26 protein-coding genes and 1 tRNA gene are annotated in these 24,681 nt (G+C 62.9%); 11 read left to right on the top strand and 16 right to left on the bottom strand.

Annotated elements, in window-relative coordinates:
- Positions 1-377: 377 nt before the first annotated feature.
- Positions 378-1,409, top strand: coding sequence for a hypothetical protein (locus ACE3RQ_RS06805; RefSeq protein WP_374521194.1), 1,032 nt, complete (start codon positions 378-380; stop codon positions 1,407-1,409).
- Between the two features lie 66 nt (positions 1,410-1,475).
- On the opposite strand, the gene ACE3RQ_RS06800 is transcribed toward ACE3RQ_RS06805, so the two are convergent.
- From ACE3RQ_RS06800 to ACE3RQ_RS06785, 4 genes are all read right to left on the bottom strand, one after another.
- Positions 1,476-1,631: a hypothetical protein gene (locus ACE3RQ_RS06800; protein WP_374521192.1), complete on the bottom strand. Its 156-nt coding sequence runs from the start codon at positions 1,629-1,631 to the stop codon at positions 1,476-1,478.
- A 78-nt stretch (positions 1,632-1,709) separates the two neighbouring features.
- A complete protein-coding gene (locus ACE3RQ_RS06795) occupies positions 1,710-2,393 on the bottom strand; it encodes a hypothetical protein (RefSeq protein ID WP_374521190.1) in 684 nt (227 codons plus the stop codon).
- A gap of 63 nt (positions 2,394-2,456) precedes the next feature.
- On the bottom strand, positions 2,457-2,954 hold the full coding sequence (locus ACE3RQ_RS06790; protein ID WP_374521188.1) for a helix-turn-helix domain-containing protein: 498 nt from the start codon (positions 2,952-2,954) through the stop codon (positions 2,457-2,459).
- Positions 2,955-3,114: 160 nt separating this feature from the next.
- Complete coding sequence (locus ACE3RQ_RS06785; RefSeq protein ID WP_374521186.1) at positions 3,115-3,966, bottom strand: OST-HTH/LOTUS domain-containing protein; 852 nt, start codon at positions 3,964-3,966, stop codon at positions 3,115-3,117.
- Positions 3,967-4,192: 226 nt separating this feature from the next.
- Between ACE3RQ_RS06785 and ACE3RQ_RS06780 the strand changes: the two genes are divergently transcribed.
- The 8 genes from ACE3RQ_RS06780 to ACE3RQ_RS06745 all read left to right on the top strand — a co-directional run bounded on the left by ACE3RQ_RS06780 (position 4,193) and on the right by ACE3RQ_RS06745 (position 11,884).
- Positions 4,193-4,516 (top strand): helix-turn-helix domain-containing protein, encoded by a 324-nt coding sequence (locus ACE3RQ_RS06780; RefSeq protein WP_374521185.1) that lies wholly within the window; start codon positions 4,193-4,195, stop codon positions 4,514-4,516.
- Positions 4,517-4,526: 10 nt separating this feature from the next.
- On the top strand, positions 4,527-5,885 hold the full coding sequence (locus ACE3RQ_RS06775; RefSeq protein WP_374521183.1) for a HipA domain-containing protein: 1,359 nt from the start codon (positions 4,527-4,529) through the stop codon (positions 5,883-5,885).
- 561 nt (positions 5,886-6,446) lie between these two features.
- Positions 6,447-8,180 (top strand): type IV-A pilus assembly ATPase PilB, encoded by a 1,734-nt coding sequence (gene pilB, locus ACE3RQ_RS06770; protein WP_374521181.1) that lies wholly within the window; start codon positions 6,447-6,449, stop codon positions 8,178-8,180.
- A gap of 46 nt (positions 8,181-8,226) precedes the next feature.
- Positions 8,227-9,444, top strand: coding sequence for a type II secretion system F family protein (locus ACE3RQ_RS06765; protein ID WP_374521179.1), 1,218 nt, complete (start codon positions 8,227-8,229; stop codon positions 9,442-9,444).
- Positions 9,444-10,292, top strand: coding sequence for an A24 family peptidase (locus tag ACE3RQ_RS06760; RefSeq protein WP_374521177.1), 849 nt, complete (start codon positions 9,444-9,446; stop codon positions 10,290-10,292). The genes ACE3RQ_RS06765 and ACE3RQ_RS06760 overlap by 1 nt, the downstream gene beginning before the upstream one ends.
- Positions 10,293-10,297: 5 nt before the next feature.
- Positions 10,298-10,888 (top strand): dephospho-CoA kinase, encoded by a 591-nt coding sequence (gene coaE / locus ACE3RQ_RS06755; RefSeq protein ID WP_374521206.1) that lies wholly within the window; start codon positions 10,298-10,300, stop codon positions 10,886-10,888.
- Between the two features lie 40 nt (positions 10,889-10,928).
- Positions 10,929-11,684 carry a cell division protein ZapD gene (zapD, locus tag ACE3RQ_RS06750; protein ID WP_374521176.1) on the top strand — a complete coding sequence of 252 codons (756 nt, stop codon included), beginning with the start codon at positions 10,929-10,931 and terminating at the stop codon, positions 11,682-11,684.
- Positions 11,684-11,884, top strand: a complete 201-nt coding sequence (locus ACE3RQ_RS06745; RefSeq protein WP_374521174.1) for a DNA gyrase inhibitor YacG — start codon at positions 11,684-11,686, stop codon at positions 11,882-11,884. Before zapD ends, ACE3RQ_RS06745 begins: the two co-directional genes overlap by 1 nt.
- A 16-nt stretch (positions 11,885-11,900) precedes the next feature.
- On the opposite strand, the gene ACE3RQ_RS06740 is transcribed toward ACE3RQ_RS06745, so the two are convergent.
- The 4 genes from ACE3RQ_RS06740 to secA are packed head-to-tail and all read right to left on the bottom strand — an operon-like array spanning position 11,901 to position 17,305.
- Positions 11,901-12,353 (bottom strand): NUDIX domain-containing protein, encoded by a 453-nt coding sequence (locus ACE3RQ_RS06740; protein ID WP_374521172.1) that lies wholly within the window; start codon positions 12,351-12,353, stop codon positions 11,901-11,903.
- A complete protein-coding gene (locus tag ACE3RQ_RS06735) occupies positions 12,350-13,228 on the bottom strand; it encodes an ATP-binding protein (protein ID WP_374521170.1) in 879 nt (292 codons plus the stop codon). The genes ACE3RQ_RS06740 and ACE3RQ_RS06735 overlap by 4 nt, the downstream gene beginning before the upstream one ends.
- A gap of 26 nt (positions 13,229-13,254) precedes the next feature.
- Positions 13,255-14,502, bottom strand: coding sequence for a bifunctional glutamate N-acetyltransferase/amino-acid acetyltransferase ArgJ (gene argJ, locus ACE3RQ_RS06730; protein ID WP_374521168.1), 1,248 nt, complete (start codon positions 14,500-14,502; stop codon positions 13,255-13,257).
- Between the two features lie 49 nt (positions 14,503-14,551).
- Positions 14,552-17,305 carry a preprotein translocase subunit SecA gene (gene secA, locus ACE3RQ_RS06725; protein WP_374521167.1) on the bottom strand — a complete coding sequence of 918 codons (2,754 nt, stop codon included), beginning with the start codon at positions 17,303-17,305 and terminating at the stop codon, positions 14,552-14,554.
- A 334-nt stretch (positions 17,306-17,639) separates the two neighbouring features.
- On the opposite strand from secA, the gene ACE3RQ_RS06720 reads away from it, so the two are divergent.
- Positions 17,640-17,957, top strand: coding sequence for a hypothetical protein (locus tag ACE3RQ_RS06720; protein WP_374521165.1), 318 nt, complete (start codon positions 17,640-17,642; stop codon positions 17,955-17,957).
- A 44-nt stretch (positions 17,958-18,001) separates the two neighbouring features.
- Here ACE3RQ_RS06720 and ACE3RQ_RS06715 read toward each other — a convergent pair.
- The 6 genes from ACE3RQ_RS06715 to petA all read right to left on the bottom strand — a co-directional run bounded on the left by ACE3RQ_RS06715 (position 18,002) and on the right by petA (position 22,152).
- A tRNA-Thr gene (locus ACE3RQ_RS06715) sits at positions 18,002-18,077 on the bottom strand.
- Positions 18,078-18,096: 19 nt separating this feature from the next.
- Positions 18,097-18,582, bottom strand: coding sequence for a ClpXP protease specificity-enhancing factor (locus ACE3RQ_RS06710; RefSeq protein ID WP_374521163.1), 486 nt, complete (start codon positions 18,580-18,582; stop codon positions 18,097-18,099).
- Positions 18,583-18,590: 8 nt separating this feature from the next.
- Entirely contained in the window at positions 18,591-19,202 is a 612-nt protein-coding gene (locus ACE3RQ_RS06705) for a glutathione S-transferase N-terminal domain-containing protein (RefSeq protein ID WP_374521162.1), read from the bottom strand.
- A 108-nt stretch (positions 19,203-19,310) separates the two neighbouring features.
- Entirely contained in the window at positions 19,311-20,066 is a 756-nt protein-coding gene (locus tag ACE3RQ_RS06700) for a cytochrome c1 (RefSeq protein WP_374521160.1), read from the bottom strand.
- A 28-nt stretch (positions 20,067-20,094) separates the two neighbouring features.
- Complete coding sequence (locus ACE3RQ_RS06695) at positions 20,095-21,495, bottom strand: cytochrome bc complex cytochrome b subunit (RefSeq protein WP_374521158.1); 1,401 nt, start codon at positions 21,493-21,495, stop codon at positions 20,095-20,097.
- 48 nt (positions 21,496-21,543) lie between these two features.
- The gene (gene petA, locus ACE3RQ_RS06690) at positions 21,544-22,152 is read right to left on the bottom strand and encodes a ubiquinol-cytochrome c reductase iron-sulfur subunit (RefSeq protein ID WP_374521156.1); all 609 of its coding nucleotides are present in this window, start codon (positions 22,150-22,152) and stop codon (positions 21,544-21,546) included.
- A 222-nt stretch (positions 22,153-22,374) separates the two neighbouring features.
- Here petA and mscL point away from each other — a divergent pair, with 222 nt between their 5' ends.
- Entirely contained in the window at positions 22,375-22,806 is a 432-nt protein-coding gene (mscL, locus tag ACE3RQ_RS06685; RefSeq protein ID WP_374521154.1) for a large conductance mechanosensitive channel protein MscL, read from the top strand.
- Between the two features lie 3 nt (positions 22,807-22,809).
- Here the strand turns inward: mscL and pdxA are convergent, their stop codons facing one another.
- Positions 22,810-23,850: a 4-hydroxythreonine-4-phosphate dehydrogenase PdxA gene (gene pdxA / locus ACE3RQ_RS06680; protein ID WP_374521152.1), complete on the bottom strand. Its 1,041-nt coding sequence runs from the start codon at positions 23,848-23,850 to the stop codon at positions 22,810-22,812.
- Between the two features lie 4 nt (positions 23,851-23,854).
- On the bottom strand, positions 23,855-24,637 hold the full coding sequence (locus ACE3RQ_RS06675; protein ID WP_374521150.1) for a Nif3-like dinuclear metal center hexameric protein: 783 nt from the start codon (positions 24,635-24,637) through the stop codon (positions 23,855-23,857).
- Positions 24,638-24,681 lie beyond the last annotated feature (44 nt).

The following is a 24,681-nucleotide window of genomic DNA, read 5'->3' as shown; positions in this document are numbered from 1 at the left end:
CGCTACGTTCGGGACGTAGAGGCCGGAGGTTCGAATCCTCTCACCCCGACCAGGAATTCTTCAGCAAAATCAAGCACTTAGGTCAGTCCGCGCAACGCGGACAACGCGCAAAACAGCGCAAAACGGCCAAGCTGCTCCAAATCTGCTCCAGAAACGGTCGCGTAGGAGGCTTCGTGCCCCTGCGCGCCTTTGCGTTTCGCTGCACGGTGTTGCGCGCAACGAGGCTCTTAGAGCCCCTGCTGCTACACCCCCGTGCACCGCGCGTGACCTGGGTGTGTGACGTGTATGCACGCGTTCGCACGTCCCTAAAGCGGTTCTAAACACCACGCGCCGACTCCGTTCGCTTCACGGGTCTTCATCAACTTTTGGAGACTCCCATGGCATCCATCGTCAACCGTTCCGCCTTCACCGTGACCGTCCCCGGCTACCGCGGCAAAGACAAGAACAAGTACACCCGAAAGTTCGCCTACGGCAAGCTCAAGGACGCCGAGGCGTACATGCGCGCGCTCATCGAGCAGGGCCTGACACCCGATATCACCCAAGGCGAGACGACGTTCCAGGTCAAGGTCGTTCGCGTTGGGCATGAACCCCAATGCGAGACCTTCCACAGCCTCAGGGAAGCCGAGGCCTACGTGAAGCGCATCGAGGCAGAGGCCGAGGTGGACCTGTTCCGCGACTACACGCAAGCGGCCAAGACCACCACCGCTGACCTCATCCGCCGCTACATGGAAGAGGACTGCCCAGGCATGAAGGGCGGTGACAACTACATCATCATCCTGCGTGCCATGCTGGAAGACAGTTCGCACGAACTGCGCAAGCGCATCGCGCAGCGCAAGGCCGAAATCAAGGAGTTCGGCAAAGCATTGACCCCACTGGGCGCGAACCGCCAGCCGATGACGTCGCTGGAGTGGCTGCACCTGCCGCTGCACAAGGTGAAGCCGGAGCACATCGAGGACTTCATCGCCGACCGCCTGGAGTACGTCGAAGGCTCCACGGTGGACCGCCAAATCGACCTGCTCTCGTCCGTCTACACCCGCGCGCGCAAGGGGTGGCGCATCCACATGGACCTGTCGCCTCTCGAGGGAGTCAAGCGCCCACGCTACTTCAACGAGCGAGACCGCCGCTTGAAGGGCGACGAAGAGTTCCGTCTGCTCGAGGCCGCGCGCAGAGAAGACCAAATGGCCTCCATGGAAGCTCACGTGGAAGCCCTGGCCGCCGATGTAGTACGGGCTTATGTTTCGCTTATGAGGCAGCGCCGCCAACCCAGCCTGCTGAATCTCAGACTGGAGCTCGGGGCCGGCAGCTACTCGACGATTGCAGGGCACCTCGAAAAATTGAGTCTCGTGCAACGCTCCAGAAAATTCATCAGAACAAAGAAAAGGGGACGACCCAGTCGCCCCCAGATGTAAACAGGAAGTCTTGATTTGATTCCCGTCGGGAGACACCGATACGGCGCGGCATCCGTCGCGCCGTCTTTATTGGATTTCGTCTTCGGCTTCGACATAGGGCGCCAACTGGTCCATCAAGCTGGCGTGAAGCTCGCGAAGCTGCGCTTCAGAGGGCTGCTGGTCGTAGGGCGTTCGGACCATCACCTCGCTGACCGCATCCCAGTACCGGAAGTACTCAGCCACAAAGAACTCAAAGCTGTCGCAGATGACCGCTGCCGTTCGCCAAAAAATGAAGGGCCAGCTTTCGCGAGCCCTTCAGAATCAATGCACTATCTCCTGGGCCAAGGCCTTGAGCTCAGCCGTTGCGCGCACAAGCGACGGCGGAAGCACGGTCATGACCACCACATCGGGGCGGAGCGGCGGCCATTGACGCCCATCCGGATCGCCCATTCTCCAGCCGGCCACATCTCGGGAGAGTTCAAGCAACGCACCCAGCGTAAAGGCGGAGTCCTCGTTGTCATCTTCGACCATCGCGGCCAGGGCCTGAGAGCTGTCAGGCCCCATGCGCACCTTGAGATTCAGCTGCCTTCCGTCCTCTTCAGCCACCATGTAGAGACGAAGAGGCTCGTCGGGTGGCAGGCCTGCCAGCGCTTCTCGCAGTTCACGACCGAGCAGCGGCAGAACCAGCCGCAGCTGCACATCCCCCAGCTCGAAGCCCGCCACGAGCGCTGAACACAGGTCCGAGGTCGTCATCAACTCCGTGCAGCGTTTCCACTGCCCGCGCTTCATCCGCTCCAAGTACTTGGCCGGCACGATGTCGTGCAAGACCATCAGGCCAGGGCCTGCCTCGTGAGGGGCGCTGAGCCCGTGCTCGGTCTCGCGCAGCAGCGTTGCCACGGCGAACTGGCCGTTGTCCCGCATATGCGCCACGGCACGCAGCTGCTCGAGTTGCTGTTCATCTTCATTCATCACGTCGTGTCCTTTCACGCCCAGTTGCAGGCGCATGACGTGTAGGCACCTCAGATAGCTTGGTCGGCGGAGCCGATTCCTCACCGGGCCGGGTGCCCGTCAGACGGTCGCATCAGCTGAAATCAGGTTGAGCCTTCGCTTGATTTCTCCGCATTTGGATTGCGTCCGTGTCTTAACGCTCTCAGCACATGGGATGGACTCGGATGACTTTTTGCGGCGCTTACGAGTCCGGGTGCCTTCCGTCGGCCCCTGGGTTTCTGTCACGGGCAGACCAGGCGGCTGTGCGGCCTCCAGGGACTGCAGACACAGCTCCTGGGCTTGAGGCTGCAGCAGCTTTTCAAGCTGATGGGGTAGCCAGTACCGCTTACGGCCAATGCACAGGGGCTCCGGCAAGCGTCCTTGCTCGACCCAGTATTGGGTCGTACGCACAGAGATGCCGAGCAGGCCACAAACGTCTTTTCTGGACAGCGGCTTCTGGACCGTGCTGGCTGGCGTTGCGTTTGCGCTCGAAGCGTTCCGCAGCAGGGCGTGAGCGTTCTGCAGGACTTCGTCGGTCAGGTGGTCATCAGTCGATTGGCGGCTCTTGGTGGTGGTCATATGGGTCTCCAGTGAGTTGATGGAGACCCGTGTAGGCAACCTGCGCCCGGCTCTAAATTCGGCGACGCGACTACCCTTAGTCGACTTTAGAAGCCGTGCTTCTTTGAGCCGTCTGACTGCATGCGCGAGTGCTGTCCAAACTGCTCGCGAGCAGCCGCAGCTAACTGGCCAAGCGCTCGCGGAACCAGCCCACCCTCTTCCCGTCATCCCCGACCCTGTAGACCAGCTCGAACAGCTTGGACTCGCTGAGAACCTGCGGCCAGGTGCGGCAGCCGTACTTGCTCGGGGTCTGGTCCGGATGGTGGGCGGCTATCCAGTCGCGAGCCCGGTCCAGTCGGGTCAAGCCCCCCTCGGACAGGGCCTCGGACGCCTCGCGCAGCACTCGAACGATGCCGGTGTGCGTCCAATCAAAGGTTCCGTCGGGCGCGATGCCGTTCACCACCATGTCGTGAAAGACGTCGGTCTCGGCGAATGCCGCCATGTGCGCTCGTGCCTCGTCCATGGTCTTGGCCCACCCGACCAGTTCGTTGTGGTGGTGGTCGATACGCTGGTAGCAGTGCTCGAGGTGGTGCAAAGCAGCCTCGCAGCCCAGGTCGCTCCAGAGGTCAAATCGCTCGATGAAGTGATGCACCAGCTCGTTGCGCATCACGACCAGTTCCTCAATCTGGGCTCTGACCTCGGCGAGCCGCTCCGGAGCCATGGTCATGCGGTAGCTGATGGCCATGGAGATGCGGTCGGTCGGGACCTTGTCTTCCGGGAGCAACTCGCGCTCGAATCCGTCCGGTACCGCGTAGCTCTCGAAGAGGGACTTGACCAGCGTACCCAAGGTCTTGTCCGACACCTTCTCCAAGTTCGCGGCCCGCTGGGCCTCCAGCGTGTCGGCAGGCCCGGCGAGTTCGTGGTGGGCCAGCAGCGTCTTCATCAGCCGCTCGTACTGCTGCAACCGCAGCATGCACCGCCCCAGCCAACGCTGGACGTCGAGCTGGCCTTGGGGTCTGGGTTGGTCGGTCATCGCGTCAGTGTTCCATGGCGGAAGTACGGGGCCGGGCGGACCTCTGCAACCTCAGCCAATGTTTCGGAAAATCAGAAATACCACCTGACAGCGCATCGAGAGCTCTTCTGTTTCTGATTTACCGAAATTCTAGTTGATGAGCCCCCCAGAACCGCCTATGATTTCGGAATAACAGAAACTGTTTGCTTGAAGCGCAACCCAGAAGCCCTGCAACTGAAATTCCGAAATGACTGACTCTGCCACCCGCCGACCGACCCTGCTCCAGTCAGCCCCTGACCTGGGCCCGGTCGTGCGTGAGCGCCGCAAGTCGCAGTCGCTGCGCATCGATGATGCGGCGGGCCTGCTCGGCGTGTCGGTGGACCTCATGTCCCGACTCGAGAACGGCCAGGGCTCAGTGCGCCTAGACAAGGCCTTGGCCGTGCTCGATGGCCTGGGTCTGACGCTCATGGTGCTGCCCAAGGAGCACCCGTGGGCCCGAGAGGCGGCCTCATCAAGCGGCTTGGGCAGCTCAGGTAGCCAGACGGTTCCTCAAGCCGTCCCGAAGCCATGAGGCGGTCAGCATGACCCACGCACTGCACGTCTGGGCCGACGAAGCTCAGGTCGCCACCATCGAGCACGAAGGGCGCGACGACCGCTGGGGCCTGAGCTATGCCGAGCCCTGGGTCGCCGACGCCAAGTCTTACCCGCTGTCTCCGGCACTGCCCCTGGTTCGCCCGGCGCCTGACTACGCGTCCGCATCCATCAAGCGCTTCATCGAGCACCTGCTGCCCGAGGGGCGTGCGCTGGATGTGGCCGTGGCTTACAACGGTCTGGCCAAGACCAACGTCTTCGGCCTCATCTGGGCGCTTGGTGCCGAAACCGCGGGCGCCCTGCGCTTCACTGGAGATGCGAACCCGGCACCACCCACCGCCGAACCCATCCTGCGAGAAATCCCCCTCCAGGAGCTGGACCAGCGCATCGCCGAACGCGAGCACGTACCGCTGACGGTGTGGGACGGCAAGGTCCGCATGTCAGTGGCCGGCCTGCAAGACAAGCTGCTGGTCTACCTTGACCGTCCACTGCTGGAGGGCGGGCGAGTCTTTTTGGTGGACGGACAGCGACTGGCCTCCACCCACATCCTCAAGCCCGACACCGGCAATCCGCAGACGCCGCACCTGGCGGTCAACGAGCACTTCTGCATGTCGCTGGCCCGCCGCATGAAGCTGCCGGCCGCTGAGGTAAGCCTGTTGCGCACGCCCCGCCCGGTGCTGGTCGTGCGCCGCTTCGACCGCGAAGTCGAGACCGTCGGCGGCCAGCCGCGGGTTCACCGCCGGCACATCATCGACGCTGCCCAAGCCTGCGACCTGCCCGTGGCCTACAAGTACGAGCGCAACCTGGGCAGTGCCGAGGCGGTGCGCCACATCCGCGACGGCGTGAGCTTCGAACGATTGTTCGGCTGCGCCGACCTCACGGCCAACAAGGCGGCCACCCGGCTGGCCATGCTGCGCTGGGCGCTCTTCCAATTCTTGATTGGCAACAGCGACGCCCACGGCAAGAACTTCTCTTTCTTTGTGCGCCCAGGTGGCCTGCTGGAGCCGACGCCCTGGTACGACCTGGTCAGCGTGCTGCAGTACGACGGCTTCGACACCGAGCTGGCCATGGCCTACGGCGACGTCTTCAGCCACGCCGAGGTCTCGGCCTTTGCCTTGGCCGACTTTGCTGCCCGCTGCGGCGTTGACCGCAAGCTGATGCGCCGCGAAGGTCAGCGCCTGGCCAAGTTGGCCACAGCAGAAGCAGCAGCCCAGGCTCAGGCGGACGACTACGAGGGCGAGGCCGAGCTGGCCTTCGTGCAGGGCATCGCCGCCTTCGTGGCCCGCCAGGCCGACCGGCTGACCCAGCTGGTGGCCGACGCGGCGCGCTGGAAGGACGAGTACCTCTGACCCCCTGGCTGGACGCTGCCGGCGCGGGGTCCAAGGGCCGCCCCTGCCGGAGCCTCTGACCACCCGTATAAGCCGGTTCCTATACGACCCAGCTGGCTACGGTTTTCTGGAGCAGACCGTAGCTGCGCTGCTCCAAATCTGCTCCAGATGACCCTCGCGCAACGTCGTGCAACGCCATGCAAATCCGCGCTAAGATGTTGATTCTTCGCTCAGAAGAGGCCCGAAAAGGCGTCCGGATGAAATTCGGGACGTAGAGGCCGGAGGTTCGAATCCTCTCACCCCGACCAGATTTTTCTCAGTCATCCAAGACACAAAAGCCCCGTCCAGGGGCTTTTGGCTTTCTGGGTTGCTCCGAAGAGCCACGATTGGGTTCGTTCGGTCGCCGATCCAGGACACTCACCGCTCCCTCAGGTCACACGTAGACGACCAAACGCCTGACGCAAGATGACCTGGCCCGGCACAGCACACATGCAACGTTGACACCCGGGATTTGCCCGTTCGCCGGGCGAAACACCGCAAGGGCAGCGGCCAAGTTGTTGATTTACGTTAGATTACGCGGATATGGCCTCCCAAGAACCCTTCTCCACCGACCCCCCCTCAATGGCCCTGCCAGGCCTAGGCAGGGCGCTCGTGGCAGCGGGGAAGCTGGAACAGCGATCGGCCGAAGAGCTTTACCGAAAAGCCCAGAGCGGACGGACCAGTTTCATTGCCGAACTGATCGAGTCGGGCGCAGTGTCCGCCACAGACTTGGCCCACACGATGTCCACGGCGTTTGGTGCGCCCTTGCTGGACCTTGATGCGATTGACCTCCAGCGCCTGCCCACCAACCTGCTGGACCCTAAGATCTGCGCGGACAACCGCATCGTTGTCCTGAGCAAGCGCAACAACCGCTTGATCGTGGCCACCGCCGATCCAGCAGACCACCACGCGGCAGAGAAGATCAAGTTCGCCACCCAGATGGGGGTGGACTGGGTGATCGCCGAGTTCGACAAGTTGAGCAAGCTGGTCGAATCGCGCAGCGCCAGCGTCAATGAGACGATGGAAAGCATCGTCGGCAACGACATCGAGTTCGATGAGCTGGCGGCCGAGGCTACCACCACGGAGACCACCGACAAATCACCGGAAGTCGATGATGCCCCGGTGGTCAAGTTTCTGCACAAGATGCTGCTGGATGCGTTCAACATGCGCGCATCCGACCTGCATTTCGAGCCCTACGAGCACAACTACCGCGTGCGCTTCCGCATTGACGGCGAGTTGCGCGAGATCGCATCGCCGCCAGTGGCCATCAAGGACAAGCTGGCCTCCCGGATCAAAGTGATTTCTCGGATGGACATTTCCGAGAAGCGCGTGCCCCAGGACGGGCGCATGAAGCTCAAGGTGGGGCCTGACCGGGTGATCGATTTCCGCGTCAGCACCCTGCCCACGCTGTTCGGCGAAAAGATCGTGATCCGTATCCTTGACCCGAGCAGCGCCAAGCTGGGCATCGACGCGCTGGGCTATGAGCCTGAAGAGAAGGAACGGCTGCTGAACGCCATCGGCCGCCCCTACGGCATGGTGCTGGTGACTGGCCCCACCGGCTCCGGCAAGACGGTGTCGCTCTACACCTGCCTGAACATGCTCAACAAGCCGGGGGTAAACATCTCCACGGCGGAAGACCCCTCGGAAATCAACCTACCTGGCGTCAACCAGGTCAACGTGAACGAGAAAGCCGGGCTGACGTTCGCGGCGGCCCTCAAGGCTTTCCTGCGCCAGGATCCAGACGTGATCATGGTGGGCGAAATTCGTGACCTTGAAACGGCCGACATCTCGATCAAGGCCGCCCAGACCGGTCACTTGGTGCTGTCCACGCTGCACACCAACGACGCCCCCACCACGCTGACTCGAATGATGAACATGGGCATCCCCACGTTCAACATTGCTTCCAGCGTGATCCTGATCACTGCGCAGCGGCTGGCTCGCCGGCTGTGTGCCACCTGCAAGCAACCCCTGGACGTGCCTCGCAAGGCACTGCTGGAGGCGGGCTACCAACCCGAGGAACTCGACGGCACCTGGACACCCTACCGGCCGGTGGGGTGCTCGGCGTGCAACAACGGCTACAAAGGCCGGGTCGGCATTTACCAGGTCATGCCGATTTCAGAAGAAATTCAACGCATCATCCTGCGCGGTGGAAGCGCTCTGGACATTGCCCACCAGGCCAGCCTGGAGGGCGTTCGGACCCTGCGCGAGTCGGGCTTGCTGAAGGTCAAACAAGGCGTCACCTCATTGGACGAGGTGCTCAGCGTCACGAACGACTGAAGGCAGACGCCTTCAGCAACGACGCCCAAACGGACGAGGGAAATTCATGGCTACAGCCGCACCGAAAAACGCCAAAGAGTTCGTCTTCGAATGGGAAGGCAAGGACCGCAACGGCAAGCCCGTCAAAGGCGAAACACGGGCACAAGGTGAAAACCAGGTGCTGGCCATGTTGCGCCGGCAAGGGGTGGTGCCGGGCAAGATCAAGAAGCGGCGAATGGCCTCAGGCAAACGCATCAAGCCCAAGGACATCGCCATCTTCACCCGCCAACTGGCCACCATGATGAAAGCCGGCGTGCCTCTGCTGCAGTCGTTTGACATCGTGGGGCGCGGCAACGCCAACGCCAGCGTGACCAAGCTGCTGAACGACATCCGCTCGGATGTCGAAACAGGCACCTCGCTGAGCGCTGCCTTTCGCAAGCATCCTCTCTACTTCGACAGTCTCTACTGCAACCTGGTGGAAGCGGGTGAGGCCGCCGGTATTCTGGAATCCCTGCTCGACCGCCTGGCCACCTACATGGAGAAGACCGAGGCGATCAAATCCAAGATCAAGTCGGCGCTCATGTACCCAACCGCCGTGCTGATCGTGGCCTTCGTGGTGGTGTCGCTGATCATGATCTTCGTGATCCCCTCCTTCAAGGAAGTGTTCACCTCATTTGGAGCGGACCTGCCTGCGCCAACCCTGTTCGTGATCGGCATGAGCGAGTTTTTCGTGGAATGGTGGTGGCTGATCTTCGGCGTGGTGGGCGGTGGCGCCTACTTTGCCATGCAGGCGTGGAAACGCAATGAACGCGTCCAGCAGTTCATGGACCGCCTGCTGCTGAAGGTACCCGTCTTTGGCGCGCTGGTGGAAAAGTCGGTGGTGGCCCGTTGGACACGCACTTTGTCCACGATGTTCGCTGCAGGTGTGCCGCTGGTCGAAGCCCTTGACTCCGTGGGTGGCGCCTCCGGCAATTCGGTCTATGCCATCGCCACGGAAAAAATCCAGCAAGAGGTGTCCACCGGCACCAGCCTGACGATGGCCATGACCAATGCGAACCTGTTTCCCTCCATGGTCTTGCAGATGTGTGCCATTGGCGAAGAATCTGGGTCCATCGACCACATGCTGGGCAAGGCGGCCGACTTCTATGAGGCAGAGGTGGACGATATGGTCGCCGGCCTGTCGAGTCTCATGGAACCCATCATCATCGTGGTGCTTGGCACCATCATCGGCGGTATCGTGGTGTCCATGTACCTGCCCATCTTCAAGCTGGGGCAGGTGGTCTGATGGCGGATTTCCCGAGCGGGTGGCCCGCCGCCGCCGTGTTGGGCGTGCTCGGCCTTTTGGTGGGCAGCTTTCTGAATGTGGTCATTCACCGGCTGCCCAAAATGATGGAGCGACGTTGGGCCGAGGAGTGCGCCGAGTTCGAAGGCAAAGAGCCCCCGAATGCAGCCAAGGTCAACCTGATGGTGCCTCGGTCGGCCTGCCCGCACTGCGGTCACCCTATCGCATGGCACGAGAACATTCCTGTCCTGAGCTACCTATGGTTGCGGGGTCGCTGCAGCGATTGCAAAACTGGCATCTCCGTCCGCTATCCCCTGGTGGAAGTGGCCACTGGTCTGCTGTTTGCCTGGTGCGGCTGGCAATGGGGACTCTCGGAGCAGGCCCTCTTGTGGGCGGGCTTTTCGGCCACCGTTGTGTGTCTCGCAGGCATTGACTGGGACACCACACTGCTGCCGGACGACATCACACTGCCTTTGCTCTGGGCGGGTCTCTGTGCCGCGGCCCTTGATTGGCTTCCGCTGACGCTGAACGATGCGCTCTGGGGTGCAGTGGCGGGTTATCTCTCGCTGTGGCTGGTGTTCTGGGCTTTCAAGCTGACCACTGGCAAGGAAGGCATGGGTTATGGCGACTTCAAGCTATTCGCTGCCCTGGGCGCTTGGTTCGGCTGGCAGGCCCTGATACCCATCATCTTGATGGCCTCGGTGATCGGTGCAGTGGTGGGCATTGCCATCAAGTTCAAAGGTGCCCTGCGCGAGGGCGGTTACGTGCCCTTCGGTCCCTTTCTGGCATTGGGCGGTCTGACCGCCATGATCGCCGGCCCCGACGCCATTCTCCGGGCCATCGGGCTTTGAACGCCATGTGGCGGGTGGGCATCACCGGGGGCATTGGCAGCGGTAAAAGCACGGCGGCAGGCTTGATGCGGCAAATGGGGGCCGACGTGATCGACGCCGACGCCCTGGCGCGACAATGCACCGAGGCAGGTGGTCGGGCCATCCCCTCGATCCGTGAGCGGTTTGGTGCCGAGATGGTCACCGCCGAAGGCGCGATGGATCGGCAGCGCATGCGCGAACTGGTGTTCAGAGAACCGGCAGCCAAGCAAGCGCTGGAGGCCATCGTGCACCCCATGGTGGGCCTCGCCATTCAAGAGGCCACAGCAAAAAGCCATTCGCCGTGCCTGGTGTATGACATTCCGCTGCTGGTCGAGTCGCCTCGCTGGCGGCCTCAGTTAGACCGCGTGGTCGTGGTTGACTGCAACGAATCGACGCAGGTTCGGCGGGTACAGGCACGCAACGGCCTGGCGCCTGACATGATCGAGCGCATCATCTCGCAACAAGCCAGCCGGTCGCTGCGGCTGCAGGCGGCAGACGCCGTGCTGTACAACGATTCCGATGATCTCGAAGCACTGAAGGCCGACGTTGCGAAGTTGGTGCGTCGGTTCGGGCTATGATCTTTTTTCCTTCTGCGCGGCGACCCTTCGCCTCAAGCCGGTGATCCTGTACGAATACCCCTTCAACGAGCGTATCCGCACCTACTTGCGCCTCGAACACTTGTTCGATCGCATGGCGGAGTTGGTGCCACGAGCCCATCCGCTGGACCACCATTTTGCGATCCAGACCATCTTCGAAATCATGGACGTCGCCGCTCGGGCCGACATGAAATCCGACGTCCTCAAAGACATCGAACGACACAAGCAGCAGCTCAACGGTTACCGAGGCAACCCGGCCATCTCGGAGAAGGCGCTGGATGCGGTCATCGGACAGTTGGACGATTGCTTCCAGCAACTGACACAGGCCACGGGCAAAACCGGGCAAGGGCTGACAGAGAATGACTGGCTGATGAGCATCCGCAGCCGCATCAGCATCCCGGGCGGCACCTGCGAGTTTGACCTGCCTTCCTATTACCACTGGCAACACAAAGACCCCGCTGCGCGCCAGGCCGACCTCGATCGCTGGTCCTTGTCGCTGGCCCCCCTGGCGCAGGGCGTGGGCATGCTGCTGAAGCTGTTGCGGGATTCCGGTGTGCCACAAAAGGTGGTGGCGCCTGGCGGTCAGTTTCAGCAGAACCTGCCCCAGGGCCGTACCTTCCAATTGCTTCGTTTAAAGCTGGACCCAGCATCCGGCCTCATCCCCGAGATCAGTGGCAATCGACTGATGTTCTCAGTTCGGCTGATGCGCCAGGGGGAGGACGATCGTCTGCACGCCGCTGGAGAAGACGCGGCATTTGAACTCACCCTGTGCGCGTGATGACGCCCGAACCCAAGACAACCGAGCGCATCGTGCGCTGCCCCACGTGCGATGGCGACAGCGTCTATTCGCCCAGCAATCGCTTCCGCCCCTTCTGCAGCGAGCGCTGCAAACAAATCGATCTTGGCGCCTGGGCGAGCGAATCCTTCAGCGTACCTGAGCGCGAAGGCCAGAGCGACCCTCACTTCGAGCAAAGCTGACCGTCAGTTCGCCCGTTCAGCGGGCACTGGCCGCCTCATCGGCCAACCACTTGAGCACAGGCACGGTGCCTGGCAAGACCGGTTCGCAACCCACGGGCAGGGAATGCCACCCGTACGACTGCCCTTCCCTCATGTGCAACTCACCGGTCCAGTCGAACACCTTGCAGAAGTTGAGGCGCACCAGGGCATGGGGGTAATCGACCAACTGCGTGCGCCACAGGTGGGCTTTGCCGATGGTGACGCCGATCTCTTCTTCCAGTTCGCGGCGCAATGCCTGCTCAACCGTCTCGCCCGCTTCCAGCTTGCCGCCCGGAAATTCCCAGTAACCGGCGTACACCTTGCCCTCGGGCCTTGAGGTGAGCAAAAAGCGACCATCGGCAGCAACCAACACACCCACCGCCACCTCCACCACGGGGCGGTCGGCACCGCTTCGGGTGGGATCGCCATCGACGACCAGCACGTCGCTCATGCGGCGGTTTCGTGTGAGCCCGCGTAGTCGCGCGCAAACTGGTAAGCCACCCGGCCGCTGCGCGAGCCGCGCTCAAGCGCCCACACCAACGCCTTGGGCCGTGCCGCCTCGATGGCATGCGACGCCACCCCCAGCGAGGCCAGCCACTGGCCTACGATGGTGAGGTACTCCTCCTGACTGAAGGGGTAGAAGCTGACCCAAAGCCCGAAGCGTTCAGACAGGGAAATCTTCTCCTCCACCACCTCACCCGGGTGCACCTCACCGTCCGGGGTGTGCGTGTAGGTAAGGTTTTCCTTCATGTACTCAGGCAACAGGTGCCGGCGGTTGCTGGTGGCGTAGATCAGCACGTTCGGGCTGGCGGCCGACACAGAGCCATCCAGGATGGACTTGAGCGCCTTGTAGCCCGGTTCGCCGTCCTCGAAGCTGAGGTCGTCGCAGTAGACGATGAATTTCTCTGGGCGGTTGGCCACGACGTCCACGATATCTGGCAAATCCACCAGATCGGCCTTGTCAACCTCGATCAGGCGCAGGCCTTGCGGTGCGTAGGCGTTCAGGCAAGCCTTGACCAGCGACGACTTGCCAGTACCCCGTGCCCCGGTCAGCAGCACGTTGTTGGCCGGCAGTCCTTTCACGAACTGCTCGGTGTTGCGGCGGATCTTGTCCTTCTGGTCGTCGATTTCCTGCAAGTCGGCGAGCTGGATCGTCGCCACCTGGCGCACCGGCTCCAATGCCCCGTGCCCACTGCTGCGCTTGCGGTAGCGGAACGCCACCGAGGCCTCCCAGTCGGGTTCGCCCAGGGGTTGCGGCAGGACGGATTCGATGCGATCGATCAGCGCTTCGGCTCGGTGAAGCAGGCGCTCGAAGGATTCGTTCATGCTGTCTGACTCCCTGGCTAGGCCGATCAAGAGCGGTAGTCGGCGTTGATGGTCACATAGTCGTGGCTGAAGTCGCAGGTCCACACGGTTTCAGTGGCGCTGCCTCGACCCAGCGAGACGTGCACCAGAATCTCCGGCTCCTTCATCACGCGCGCACCATCTTCCTCGCGGTAGTCTGGGTTGCGGCCGCCTTGCTTCACCACGTGCACGTCGCCCAGGCGAAGATCGATGCCACGGATATCGAGGTCGTTGATGCCGGCATACCCGACCGCGGCCAGGATGCGGCCCAGGTTGGGGTCACTGGCGAAGAAGGCCGTCTTGACCAGCGGAGAATGGGCGATGGCATAGGCGGCCAGCAGGCACTCCTGGCTGTCGCGCCCGCCGTCCACCCGCACGGTGATGAACTTGGTGGCTCCCTCGCCATCACGAACGATGGCGTGGGCCAGGCGCTGGGCCAGGGGCGTCAGCGCCGCCACCAGGGCCTGCCCTGCGGGCGAGTCCAGATCGGTGACCACCGGCTGGCCGGCGCGTCCCGTGGCGATCACCACGAACGAGTCGTTGGTGCTGGTGTCGCCGTCCACCGTGACGCGGTTGAAGGACACATCGGCCAAGCGGCGGGCCAGGTCCCCCATCAGCGCCGGCGCCACGGCGGCGTCGGTGGCCAGAAAGCCCAACATGGTGGCCATGTTGGGCCGGATCATGCCGGCGCCCTTGGCGATACCGGTGGCGTGAATCGGCTTTCCCGCCAGATCGAAAGACACACTGGCGGCCTTGGGCAGGGTATCGGTGGTCATGATGCCCTGCGCCGCCGACAGCCACTGCGCCCCGCTGTCATGCTGGGGCTGGGCCGCATCGGCCAAGGCGGTGGGTAAGCCAGCCAGCAGGCGGTCCATGGGCAGCGGCTCCATGATCACGCCCGTGGAGAACGGCAGCACCTGCTCATGCGGGATGTTCAGGCAACGCGCCAAGGCCGTACAAGTCTGACGGGCGTCAGCCAGGCCCGGCTCACCTGTGCCAGCGTTGGCATTGCCGGTGTTGATCACCAAGGCGCGAGTGCCAGCGCCAGACGCCAGGTGCTCGCGACACACCTGCACTGGAGCGGCAGCGTATCGGTTCTGGGTGAACACCGCCCCCACCGCACAGCCTTCGTCCAGCAGAAAAACGGTGAGGTCTTTGCGGTTGGCCTTGCGGATGCCGGCCTGGGCCACGCCAATGCGAACGCCCTTGATGGGCAAGAGGTCATCCACCACGGGGGCGTTGAGTTGAACAGGCATGGAAAAGCTCCGAGATCGAACCAGATGGCCGGCGCAAGGGACAGCGAGATCAGTCCAGCTTGCCGTGGCAGTGCTTGTACTTCTTGCCGCTGCCGCAAGGGCACGGATCGTTGCGGCCCACGCGAGGCCACTGGCCAGCTGGCTGGCGGGCGGTGTTGGCGTCGGTGATGGTCTCCACCTCGCCCGTTTCGGTCGGCGCGGTGTAGGTGATGTTGCTCAGGCTCTCGGCCCGCTCTTCCAGCGTTTCGGCGGCCTGCGAAATCTGCTCGGCAGACTGCACGCGCACGTTCATCAAAATGCGGGTGACTTCGTTCTTCACGCTGTCGAGCAACTGAGCGAAGAGCTGGAAGGCTTCGCGCTTGTATTCCTGCTTGGGCTGCTTCTGGGCATAGCCACGCAGGTGAATGCCCTGGCGCAAGTAGTCGAGTGCGGCCAGGTGCTCGCGCCACTGGCTGTCGATGGTCTGCAGCAGCACCACGCGCTCAAAGGAGGTGAAGTTGTCCTCACCCACCAACTGCACCTTGGCGTCGAACGCCGCCTTGGCAGCCGCTTGCACACGCTCCACGACTTCGTTGTCGTCGATGGCCTCAGCGTCGGACACCCATGAGGTGACCGAGGCCTCCACCGCCCACTCTTCGCGCAGCACACGCTCAAGCTCGGGCAGGTTCCACTGCTCTTCCACACTGCCTTCGGGCACGTATTGGCGCACCAGATCGGCAAAGCAGCCCTCGCGCAGCGAATCGATCTGGGCGCGCAACGAGGCGGCGTCCAGAATGTCATTGCGCTGCTGGTAGATCACTTTACGCTGGTCGTTCGACACGTCGTCGTACTCCAGCAGCTGCTTGCGGATGTCGAAGTTGCGGGCCTCCACCTTGCGCTGCGCGCTCTCGATGCTGCGGGTGACGATGCTGGCCTCAATGGCTTCGCCTTCCGGCATCTTCAGGCGGTCCATGATGGCCCGCACGCGGTCACCCGCGAAGATGCGCATGAGCGAATCGTCCAGGCTCAGGTAGAAGCGAGAAGAACCCGGGTCACCCTGGCGGCCGGAGCGGCCGCGCAACTGGTTGTCGATGCGGCGCGATTCGTGGCGCTCGGTGGCAATGATGCGCAATCCGCCCAAGCCCTTGACCTGCTCATGGTCGGCCTTCCACTGCGCTCGGATGGCCTCGGCGCGCTGGGCCTTGGTGGCCTCGTCGAGGGACTCGTCCCGCTCCAGCGCATCGAGCAGCTTTTCCAAGTTGCCACCCAGCACGATGTCGGTGCCACGGCCGGCCATGTTGGTGGCGATGGTGATGGCGCCCGGGCGGCCCGCCTGGGCAATGATGTCCGCTTCGCGGGCGTGCTGCTTGGCGTTGAGCACCTCGTGCGGCAACTTGGCGGCCTGCAGCAACTGGGCAATGATTTCGGAGTTTTCGATCGACGAGGTGCCCACCAGCACGGGTTGGCCGCGCTCGTGGCACTCGCGGATATCGGCAATGGCCGCCGCGTACTTCTCCTGGGTGGTCTTATAAACGCGGTCGAGCTGGTCGTCGCGCTTGCTGGGACGGTTGGGCGGAATGACCACCGTCTCCAGTCCGTAAATCTCTTGGAACTCGTAGGCCTCGGTGTCGGCCGTACCGGTCATGCCCGAGAGCTTGTTGTAGAGGCGGAAGTAGTTTTGGAAGGTGATTGAGGCCAGCGTCTGGTTCTCGGGCTGGATGGCCACGCCTTCTTTTGCCTCGACGGCCTGGTGAAGGCCATCGCTCCAGCGCCGGCCCGACATCAGACGGCCGGTGAACTCATCGACGATGACGATCTCGCCGTTCTGGTTCACGTAGTGCTGATCGCGATGGTACAGGTGATGCGCCTTCAGCGAGGTGACGAGGTGGTGCAGCAGCGCGATGTTGGCGGGGTCGTACAGCGACGCGCCCTCGGCCAGCAAACCGGCCTGCGAGAGCAGGCGCTCGGCATTCTCGTGGCCTTGTTCGGTGAGGTGAACCTGGTGCGATTTCTCATCCACCGTGAAGTCGCCGGGCTTGATGACGCCCTCGCCCGTGCGCACGTCGGCTTCGCCTTCCTGGCGCGTGAGGTGCGGCACCAGGCGATTGATGGCGATGTACATCGGCGTCTGGTCGTCGGCCTGGCCGCTGATGATCAGGGGCGTGCGGGCTTCGTCGATAAGGATGGAGTCCACCTCGTCCACGATGGCGAAGTTCAGTCCGCGCTGCACACGATCCACTGCCTCGTAGACCATGTTGTCACGGAGGTAGTCAAAGCCGTATTCGTTGTTGGTGCCGTAGGTGATGTCGGCACCATAGGCGGCCTGCTTTTCTTCGCGAGGCGCCTGAGGCAGGTTGACGCCCACCGAGAGCCCCAGGAAGTTGTAGAGGCGGCCCATCCACTGGGCGTCGCGACTGGCCAGGTAGTCGTTCACGGTGACCACGTGCACGCCCTTGCCCGACAAGGCGTTGAGGTACACCGGCAGGGTAGCGGTCAACGTCTTGCCCTCGCCCGTGCGCATTTCGGCCACTTTGCCGTTGTGCAGCGCGATGCCGCCGAGCATCTGCACGTCGAAGTGGCGCATCTTCATGACGCGCTTGCTGGCTTCGCGCACCACAGCAAAGGCTTCGACCAGCAGATCGTCGAGCGAGGCACCATCGGCAATGCGGCGCTTGAACTCGTCGGTCTTGGCGCGCAAATCGGCGTCGCTGAGGCTCTCCAGCGAGGGCTCCAAGGCGTTGATGCGCTCCACCGTCTTGCGGTACTGCTTGAGCAGGCGGTCGTTGCGGCTGCCGAAAAGCTTGGTCAGAAGTTGAATGGCCATACGGTGGAAACGGGCCGGACACCCCAGGGGTTCCGGTCTGACGGTAGGGAGGTCAAAAGGCGCTGGGCCCCAAGGCCCGGGTACCAAACTGGCGAATGGCACCGCTGATCCGGGAAGCCCAGGCGAAACCCGGATTCTAGCCGGCGACCTTGACAGGCCGCGCCTCGGCTCTTTGGGTGTGGGGGCGTGTCACGAGTTCCTCGCGACATTCGGTTCACAAGGAGACGCCACCCAGCAACCCCTCCATCAAGTTCAAGGGCGCGCCGCTGGGCCGACGGTTCTGCTGCGACGGGAGTCGCGATAATCCAGAACACACTCAGTGACGCAACCAGCCATGCCGCCCACCGTTCGCACGAACACCGTTTTCACGCTTCATGAGGCAGCGGGCGCCGCCCCGTCCTTGGCGGCGCTGCAGGCCCGCATCCGGCAGTCGCAAGATTGCCTGCAACACATTCGCCCACTCATTCCAAGCACCATGCGCGCCCATGTGTCGGCCGGACCGCTGACGGACGATGAGTGGTGCCTGCTGGTGAAGAGCGCCGCCGCCTCGACGAAGTTGCGGCAATTGCTGCCGTCATTCCTGCAACGACTGAGCGACTGCGGGGTACCCCTGAGCCACATTCGCATCAAGGTGCAGACGCCAGGTCGTTGAGGGAGGTGCCACTTGGCGCTGACCGGCCAAGCTCACATCAATGCTGGTGCCGCTTGTCTGAATCGAACAGACGACCTATCGCTTACAAGGCGAGTGCTCTACCAACTGAGCTAAAGCGGCGAAGCCCAGGATTCTACGGTCACTTGATCCGTTTGAGCTGCGGTCTACCACCTGTGCGAGGCGCTCCGGGATCGGGGCTAGGCCCATCATCGGACGAACCGTCTTCCACACTTCGTGGCCCTGTCCGTTCAGCAGGCGCGGAGGCCAGCGCCGCTGGCGACGGCGCCGCTTGCGCTGCGGTGGTCGGTGGCGGGAACGCCATGCCCTGCCCGTTCTCCCGGGCATAGATGGCCACCACGTGCGTCAGTGGCACAAGAATTTCTCGAGCGACACCGCCAAACCGGGCCTTGAACTCGATGTAGTCGTTGCCCAGGCGCAAGCCACTGGTGGCGTCCATGCTCACGTTGAGCACGATCTCACCGTTCTTGACGAACTCCATGGGCACCTGCACCGAGCCATCCACCTGCACCGCAATGTAGGGCGTAAAGCCGTTGTCGCTGCACCACTCGTGCAGGGCACGAATCAGGTAGGGACGGGTGGAGGGGACAGACTCAGTGGCACTCATGGGCAACCTTACTTGCGCATGACCTTTTCGGACGGGGTCAGCGCCTCAATGTAGGCCGGGCGCGAGAAGATGCGCTCGGCGTACTTCAGCAAAGGCGCGGCGTTCTTGCTCAGTTCAATGCCGTAGAAGTCCAAACGCCAGAGCAAGGGCGCGATCGCCACGTCGAGCATCGAGAAGTTGTCGCCCAGCATGTACTTGTTCTTCAGGAACACGGGCGCGAGCTGGGTGAGGCGATCACGAATGTGCGCGCGGGCCTTCTCCAGGGCCTTTTCGTTGCCCTTGCTCGAGCGCGACTCCAGCGTGGACACGTGGGTGAACAGTTCCTTCTCAAAGTTGAGCAGGAAGAGACGCACGCGTGCGCGGTCCACCGGGTCACCAGGCATCAGCTGGGGATGGGGGAAGCGCTCGTCAATGTATTCATTGATGATGTTGGACTCGTACAGGATCAGGTCGCGCTCGACCAGGATGGGCACCTGGCCATACGGGTTCATGACGCTGATGTCCTCAGGCTTGTTGTACAGGTCGACATCCCGGATTTCGAAGTCCATCCCCTTTTCGAACAGAACGAAACGGCAACGGTGGGAATAGGGGCAGGTGGTGCCCGAGTACAGGACCATCATGGGAAGTCTCTCCTTAAAGCAAAAAACAGTGGATTGCCAAAACCCTTTCGGGCAGAGCAATCCACTGCGCCTGGGGCGGCGACCATCAGGCCACCGCGCCAGATGAGGTTACTTGACGTCTTTCCAATAGGCGGCGTTCAAACGCCAAGCCACGACGGTGAAGGCCGCCAGGAAAATCAGCACCCAAACGCCGATGCGAACGCGGCTGTTCTGGGCTGGCTCGGCCATCCACTGCAGATAGGCCACCAAGTCACCCACGTTTTGGTCGTATTCGGCTTGGCTCAGCTTGCCGGGCTTCACTTGTTCCCAGCCCTTGACCACCTCGACTTCATGGCCGTGGCTCTCCACCTTCTGGTACACCGGGCGCTGCTCGCCCTGGAGTTCCCAGAGCGGATGCGGCATGCCGATGTTGGGGAAGGTCTTGTTGTTCCAGCCGGTGGGCTTCTGCGGATCGCGGTAGTAGGTGCGCAGCAGGGTGTAGATGTAGTCGGCACCCGTACCAGCCGAGCTCGAACGCGAGCGGGCCACCAGGGTCAGGTCAGGCGGGTTGGCACCGAACCAGGCCTTGGCCTGCTTGGGATCGATCGAGGCCTTCATGGTGTCACCGATCTTGTCGGTGGTGAAGGTCAGGTTCTCGGCGATCTGCTTGTCGGTCAGGCCGATGTCGCGCAGGCGGTTGTAGCGCATGAAGGCGGCCGAGTGGCAGCTCAGGCAGTAGTTCACGAACAGCTTGGCGCCGTTCTGCAGGGCTGCCATGTCGTTCGTGCGCTTGGGGGCCTTGTCCAGCGTGACGGCGGGCCCTGCAGCGGTGGCCGCGGTGATGAGACCCAGGGAAAGCGCCAGGCCCAAGAGAATCTTTTTCATGTGGGAAAGCTCCGAATGACGCTTGGGATCAGTGAGGCTGGAAGGTGACGCGGTTGGGCACCGGCTTGAACTCACCCAAACGGCTCCACCAAGGCATCAGGAGGAAGAAGCCGAAATAGAACAACGTGCCCACTTGCGACACCCGCTCACCGATCGGCGACGGAGGCAGCACGCCCAGGTAGCCGAGGATCAGGAAGTTCACCACGAACACGAAGTACAGCCACTTGTTCCAGGTCGGGCGGTAGCGGATCGACTTCACCGGGCTGTTGTCCAGCCAAGGCAGGAAGAACAGGATGATGACGGCACCACCCATGGCGACCACACCCCAGAACTTGGCGTCGATGGCCAGCATCAGGGCCACCACCACCACGGCACCACCCACGATCACGGCCTTCAGGAAGCCGCTGACCTTGGCCTTGGCCACACCCAGCACAGCACCCAGCAGCACGCACGCGATCAGCGCGTACATCATTTCGCTGGTGATGGCACGCAGCATCGAGTAGAAGGGCGTGAAGTACCAGACCGGGGCAATGTGCAACGGCGTCACCAGCGGGTCGGCCGGAATGAAGTTGTTGTACTCGAGGAAGTAGCCACCGAACTCAGGCGCGAAGAACACGATGGCGGAGAACACCATCAGGAACACGGACACGCCCAGCACGTCGTGCACGGTGTAGTACGGGTGGAAGGGAATGCCATCCAAGGGCTTGCCGGAAGCGTCTTTGTTGGCCTTGATTTCCACGCCGTCGGGGTTGTTGGAACCCACTTCGTGCAGCGCAATGATGTGCGCCACCACCAGACCCAGCAGCACCAGCGGCACGGCGATCACGTGGAAGCTGAAGAAGCGGTTCAGCGTGGCGTCGCCCACCACGAAGTCACCACGGATCAGCAGGGCCAGATCGGGGCCGATGAAGGGGATGGCGGAGAACAGGTTCACGATCACCTGGGCGCCCCAGTACGACATCTGGCCCCAGGGCAGCAGGTAGCCCATGAAGGCCTCGGCCATCAGGCAGAGGAAGATCGCGCAACCAAAGACCCACACCAACTCACGCGGCTTGCGGTAGCTGCCGTAGATCAGGCCACGGAACATGTGCAGGTACACCACCACAAAGAAGGCGGAAGCACCAGTGGAGTGCATGTAGCGGATCAACCAGCCCCATGGCACATCGCGCATGATGTATTCGACCGATGCGAAAGCCACGTTGGCATCGGGCTTGTAGTGCATCACCAGGAAGATACCGGTGACGATCTGGATCACCAGCACCAACAGTGCCAGCGAACCAAAGAAGTACCAGAAGTTGAAGTTCTTCGGCGCGTAGTACTCGGCCAGGTGCTCGTTGTAGAGCTTGGTGAGCGGGAACCGGTTGTCGATCCAGTTCAGCAGCTTCTGGCCCGTCGGGGCGTCGGGGGAGATCTCTTTGAATTCAGCCATGGGGTTGCCTCAGGATTCCAGGGTCTTGTGACGGCGACGCGCCGACGATCAGGCCTTCTTTTCCTCGCCCACGAGCAGGACGGTGTCCGACACGTAGTAGTGAGGCGGCACTTCGAGGTTGTCGGGTGCAGGCTTGTTCTTGAACACGCGGCCGGCCACGTCGAAGGTGGAGCCGTGGCAGGCGCACAGGAAGCCGCCCTGCCAGTCATCTGGCAGCGAAGGCTGCGGACCGGGGGTGAGCTTGTCGCCGGGCGAGCAGCCCAGGTGCGTGCAGATGCCCACGGTCACCAGAAATTCCGGCTTGATGGAGCGATGGCGGTTCTTGGCGTATTCCGGCGTGGGATAGGCCTTGCGATCGGAGTTCGGATCGGCCAACTGGCCCTCGATCTTCTCCAGCGACGCGAGCTGCTCAGGCGTGCGGCGCAGAATCCAGACCGGCTTGCCCCGCCACTCGACCACCTTCTTCTCGCCCGGCGCGATGGTCGACAGATCGACCTCGACGGCAGCACCGGCGGCCTTGGCGCGCTCGGAGGGCTGGAAGGTGCTCACGAAGGGCACTGCGACGGCGGCGGCCCCGACGCCACCCATGGCGCAGGAGGTGATCAACCAGGTGCGGCGGCTGTTGTCCACAGCGCCATTAGCGGTAGCTTCACTCATGAGGATCTTTCAAGGGAACAGACGGGACATTAGGGACAACCCAGCATTGTACTGGAGCCCCTAGCGCTGATTTTCGATTGACCGAGCGTTGAAATGAAGTTTTTGCCCGCGCTCGTGTCAATCAGGGGACGCGCCGTGGCTGTCGCGAATCCCCTGGAGGGTATGTGAGAATGGCCACGGGCACCGCGGGGCGGTGCCACCCAATCCGGAGGAGAAGAACCCATGAGCATGCTCAAAGAATTCAAGGAATTTGCCGTCAAGGGCAACGTGATCGATCTGGCCGTTGGCGTGATCATCGGCGGCGCATTCGGCAAGATCGTGACCTCGATGGTCGAGGACATCATCATGCCAATCGTCGGGGCCATCTTCGGCAGCCTGGATTTCAGCAACCTCTTCCTCGCCCTGGGCAAGGTGCCCGAGGGCACAGCCCCCACACTGGCTGCGGTGAAGGCCGCCGGAGTGCCGGTGTTTGCCTACGGCAGCTTCATCACGGTGGCACTGAACTTCACGATCATGGCCTTCATCATTTTCATGATGGTCAAGCAGATCAACCGCCTCAAGCGTGAAGCCCCGCCCCCGCCGCCCGCCCCGCCCGCAGCCGACCCCGAGGACATCGTCCTGCTGCGAGAAATTCGCGACAGCCTGAAAAAGTAAACGTCAGTGACCCGCCTGATGGCGAGAGGCCGTGCGTGCGGCTTCGATGGCCGCCATCAGGCTATCGGCACCGGCCCGCCCGGTGCCTGCGATGTCAAAGGCAGTGCCATGGTCTGGGCTGGTGCGAACCATCGGCAACCCCAGGGTGGTGTTCACACCGTGCTCCACACCCAACAGCTTCACGGGAATCAGCCCCTGGTCGTGGTACATCGCCACCACCACGTCGAAGTGCCCCTGGCGCGCGCGCATGAACACGGTGTCTGGCGGGTGCGGCCCACTGACGTCCAGGCCCAGGGCCAGCGCCCGCTCGATGGCTGGCGCGATGTGGTCCACCTCCTCACGCCCAAATAACCCCCCCTCCCCTGCGTGTGGATTCAGACCGGCCACAGCAATACGCGGCCGATCGACCCCGGCACGGCGAAAGTGCTCGTGGGTAATGCGAATGGTCTCGAACACCGATTCGATCGACACCGCCTCGATGGCGGTTCGCAACGCCACGTGGATGCTCACCAGCACCGTGGCCAAACCCGGCGCACTCAACATCATGCGCACGGGCATGGCGCTGACCGGCACGCCCGCCTGTTCGGCAGCCAGCGCCTGCAGCATTTCGGTGTGGCCCGGGTGCTCCACACCCGCCGCTGCCAGGGCCTCCTTGTGCACAGGCGCCGTGACCATGGCACGAGCGTGCCCATGAAGCACCTGCCGGGCCGCCCATTCGATGCAATCGGCCGCCATGCGACCTGCCACTCCGTCCACCCGGCCCCAGGCGGGCAAAGCCCCCGCCACACAACCCTGCACAAACACCAGCGCACCAGGGGGCGCGGCCGGCAGAGCGGCAAGGCTGGACAGCTCCACCAAGGGCATGGCATCCAGCGCTGACCCGCGGTCAGGCCGGACCAGCGCCATCGCCCGCTGGAGCACGACCGCGTCACCGACCACGACAGTGTCGGAGCGCCAATCAGGACGACTCAGCAAGGACTTGACGACGATCTCGGGGCCAATGCCAGCCGGATCGCCCATGGTGACAAGGAGTGGAAGAGCCATGGCCTCAAGCCGGGTTGGGAATGTCGATGAATTCGTGCTCAAGGCTCAGTTGCGCAGCCACGTGCGCGCCCACGGCTGCCACGCCGAAGCGCTCGGAGGCGTGGTGCCCACAGGCGATGTAAGCCACGCCGCACTCGCGGGCGTAATGCGCCTGCGGTTCGGAAATTTCGCCAGTGATGAACACGTCGACACCGGCGGCAATCGCGGCCTCGAAATAGCCCTGAGCACCGCCAGTGCACAGCCCAATGCGACGCACAGCCCGCTCAGGCTCGGCCACCAGCGTCACCTGACGCCCCAGGCGAGCCGACACGTCGTCCGCCAAAGCAGACGCCGACGGCATGCTGCGCTGACCGATGAAACCCAGTCGCTGGTCGCCAAACCGGCTAGCATCACCCTCGTCCAGCCGAATGTCGAGCACGCGCGCCAGTTCGGCGTTGTTGCCCAGCGAGGGGTGCGCATCCAGCGGCAGGTGATAGGCAAACAAGTTCACCTCATTCGCCAGCAAGCGCGACAGGCGCCGTTTCATCCAGCCGGTGACCCGCCCGTCCTGGCCGCGCCAGAACAGACCATGGTGCACAAGAATGGCGTCTGCCCCGGCAGCGATGGCGGCATCAATCAGGGCCAGGCTGGCCGTCACACCGCTGACCAACTTACGAACCGGCTCGCGCCCCTCCACCTGAAGGCCATTGGGGCCGTAGTCGCGGAAAAGACCGGGCTGCAGCAGGCCGTCCAGGGTATCCAAAAGGGTTTGGCGCGAAACAACAGGGGCAGGGGAGCTATCGGTCATGAATCTGCAGGGCCGCAAGGGGTCAACCCCGCATTCTGACAGCC

Origin of the sequence: Hydrogenophaga sp. (assembly GCF_041913525.1) — a bacterium.
Taxonomy (GTDB): Bacteria; Pseudomonadota; Gammaproteobacteria; order Burkholderiales; family Burkholderiaceae_C; genus Hydrogenophaga.
Note: the sequence above shows the minus strand (reverse complement) of the source record. Positions and strands in the feature narration are given on the sequence as shown.

Coding starts and splice junctions, on each gene's coding strand:
- ACE3RQ_RS06695 (WP_374521158.1), bottom strand. CDS start 21,495: ATGGCTGAATTCAAAGAGATCTCCCCCGACGCCCCGACGGGCCAGAAG.
- mscL (WP_374521154.1), top strand. CDS start 22,375: ATGAGCATGCTCAAAGAATTCAAGGAATTTGCCGTCAAGGGCAACGTG.
- ACE3RQ_RS06805 (WP_374521194.1), top strand. CDS start 378: ATGGCATCCATCGTCAACCGTTCCGCCTTCACCGTGACCGTCCCCGGC.
- pilB (WP_374521181.1), top strand. CDS start 6,447: ATGGCCTCCCAAGAACCCTTCTCCACCGACCCCCCCTCAATGGCCCTG.
- ACE3RQ_RS06720 (WP_374521165.1), top strand. CDS start 17,640: ATGCCGCCCACCGTTCGCACGAACACCGTTTTCACGCTTCATGAGGCA.
- petA (WP_374521156.1), bottom strand. CDS start 22,152: ATGAGTGAAGCTACCGCTAATGGCGCTGTGGACAACAGCCGCCGCACC.
- ACE3RQ_RS06735 (WP_374521170.1), bottom strand. CDS start 13,228: ATGAACGAATCCTTCGAGCGCCTGCTTCACCGAGCCGAAGCGCTGATC.
- ACE3RQ_RS06700 (WP_374521160.1), bottom strand. CDS start 20,066: ATGAAAAAGATTCTCTTGGGCCTGGCGCTTTCCCTGGGTCTCATCACC.
- ACE3RQ_RS06765 (WP_374521179.1), top strand. CDS start 8,227: ATGGCTACAGCCGCACCGAAAAACGCCAAAGAGTTCGTCTTCGAATGG.
- ACE3RQ_RS06760 (WP_374521177.1), top strand. CDS start 9,444: ATGGCGGATTTCCCGAGCGGGTGGCCCGCCGCCGCCGTGTTGGGCGTG.
- ACE3RQ_RS06795 (WP_374521190.1), bottom strand. CDS start 2,393: ATGCGCCTGCAACTGGGCGTGAAAGGACACGACGTGATGAATGAAGAT.
- ACE3RQ_RS06790 (WP_374521188.1), bottom strand. CDS start 2,954: ATGACCACCACCAAGAGCCGCCAATCGACTGATGACCACCTGACCGAC.
- argJ (WP_374521168.1), bottom strand. CDS start 14,502: ATGCCTGTTCAACTCAACGCCCCCGTGGTGGATGACCTCTTGCCCATC.
- ACE3RQ_RS06775 (WP_374521183.1), top strand. CDS start 4,527: ATGACCCACGCACTGCACGTCTGGGCCGACGAAGCTCAGGTCGCCACC.
- secA (WP_374521167.1), bottom strand. CDS start 17,305: ATGGCCATTCAACTTCTGACCAAGCTTTTCGGCAGCCGCAACGACCGC.
- ACE3RQ_RS06785 (WP_374521186.1), bottom strand. CDS start 3,966: ATGACCGACCAACCCAGACCCCAAGGCCAGCTCGACGTCCAGCGTTGG.
- ACE3RQ_RS06675 (WP_374521150.1), bottom strand. CDS start 24,637: ATGACCGATAGCTCCCCTGCCCCTGTTGTTTCGCGCCAAACCCTTTTG.
- ACE3RQ_RS06745 (WP_374521174.1), top strand. CDS start 11,684: ATGACGCCCGAACCCAAGACAACCGAGCGCATCGTGCGCTGCCCCACG.
- ACE3RQ_RS06740 (WP_374521172.1), bottom strand. CDS start 12,353: ATGAGCGACGTGCTGGTCGTCGATGGCGATCCCACCCGAAGCGGTGCC.
- ACE3RQ_RS06780 (WP_374521185.1), top strand. CDS start 4,193: ATGACTGACTCTGCCACCCGCCGACCGACCCTGCTCCAGTCAGCCCCT.
- coaE (WP_374521206.1), top strand. CDS start 10,298: ATGTGGCGGGTGGGCATCACCGGGGGCATTGGCAGCGGTAAAAGCACG.
- ACE3RQ_RS06710 (WP_374521163.1), bottom strand. CDS start 18,582: ATGAGTGCCACTGAGTCTGTCCCCTCCACCCGTCCCTACCTGATTCGT.
- pdxA (WP_374521152.1), bottom strand. CDS start 23,850: ATGGCTCTTCCACTCCTTGTCACCATGGGCGATCCGGCTGGCATTGGC.
- ACE3RQ_RS06705 (WP_374521162.1), bottom strand. CDS start 19,202: ATGATGGTCCTGTACTCGGGCACCACCTGCCCCTATTCCCACCGTTGC.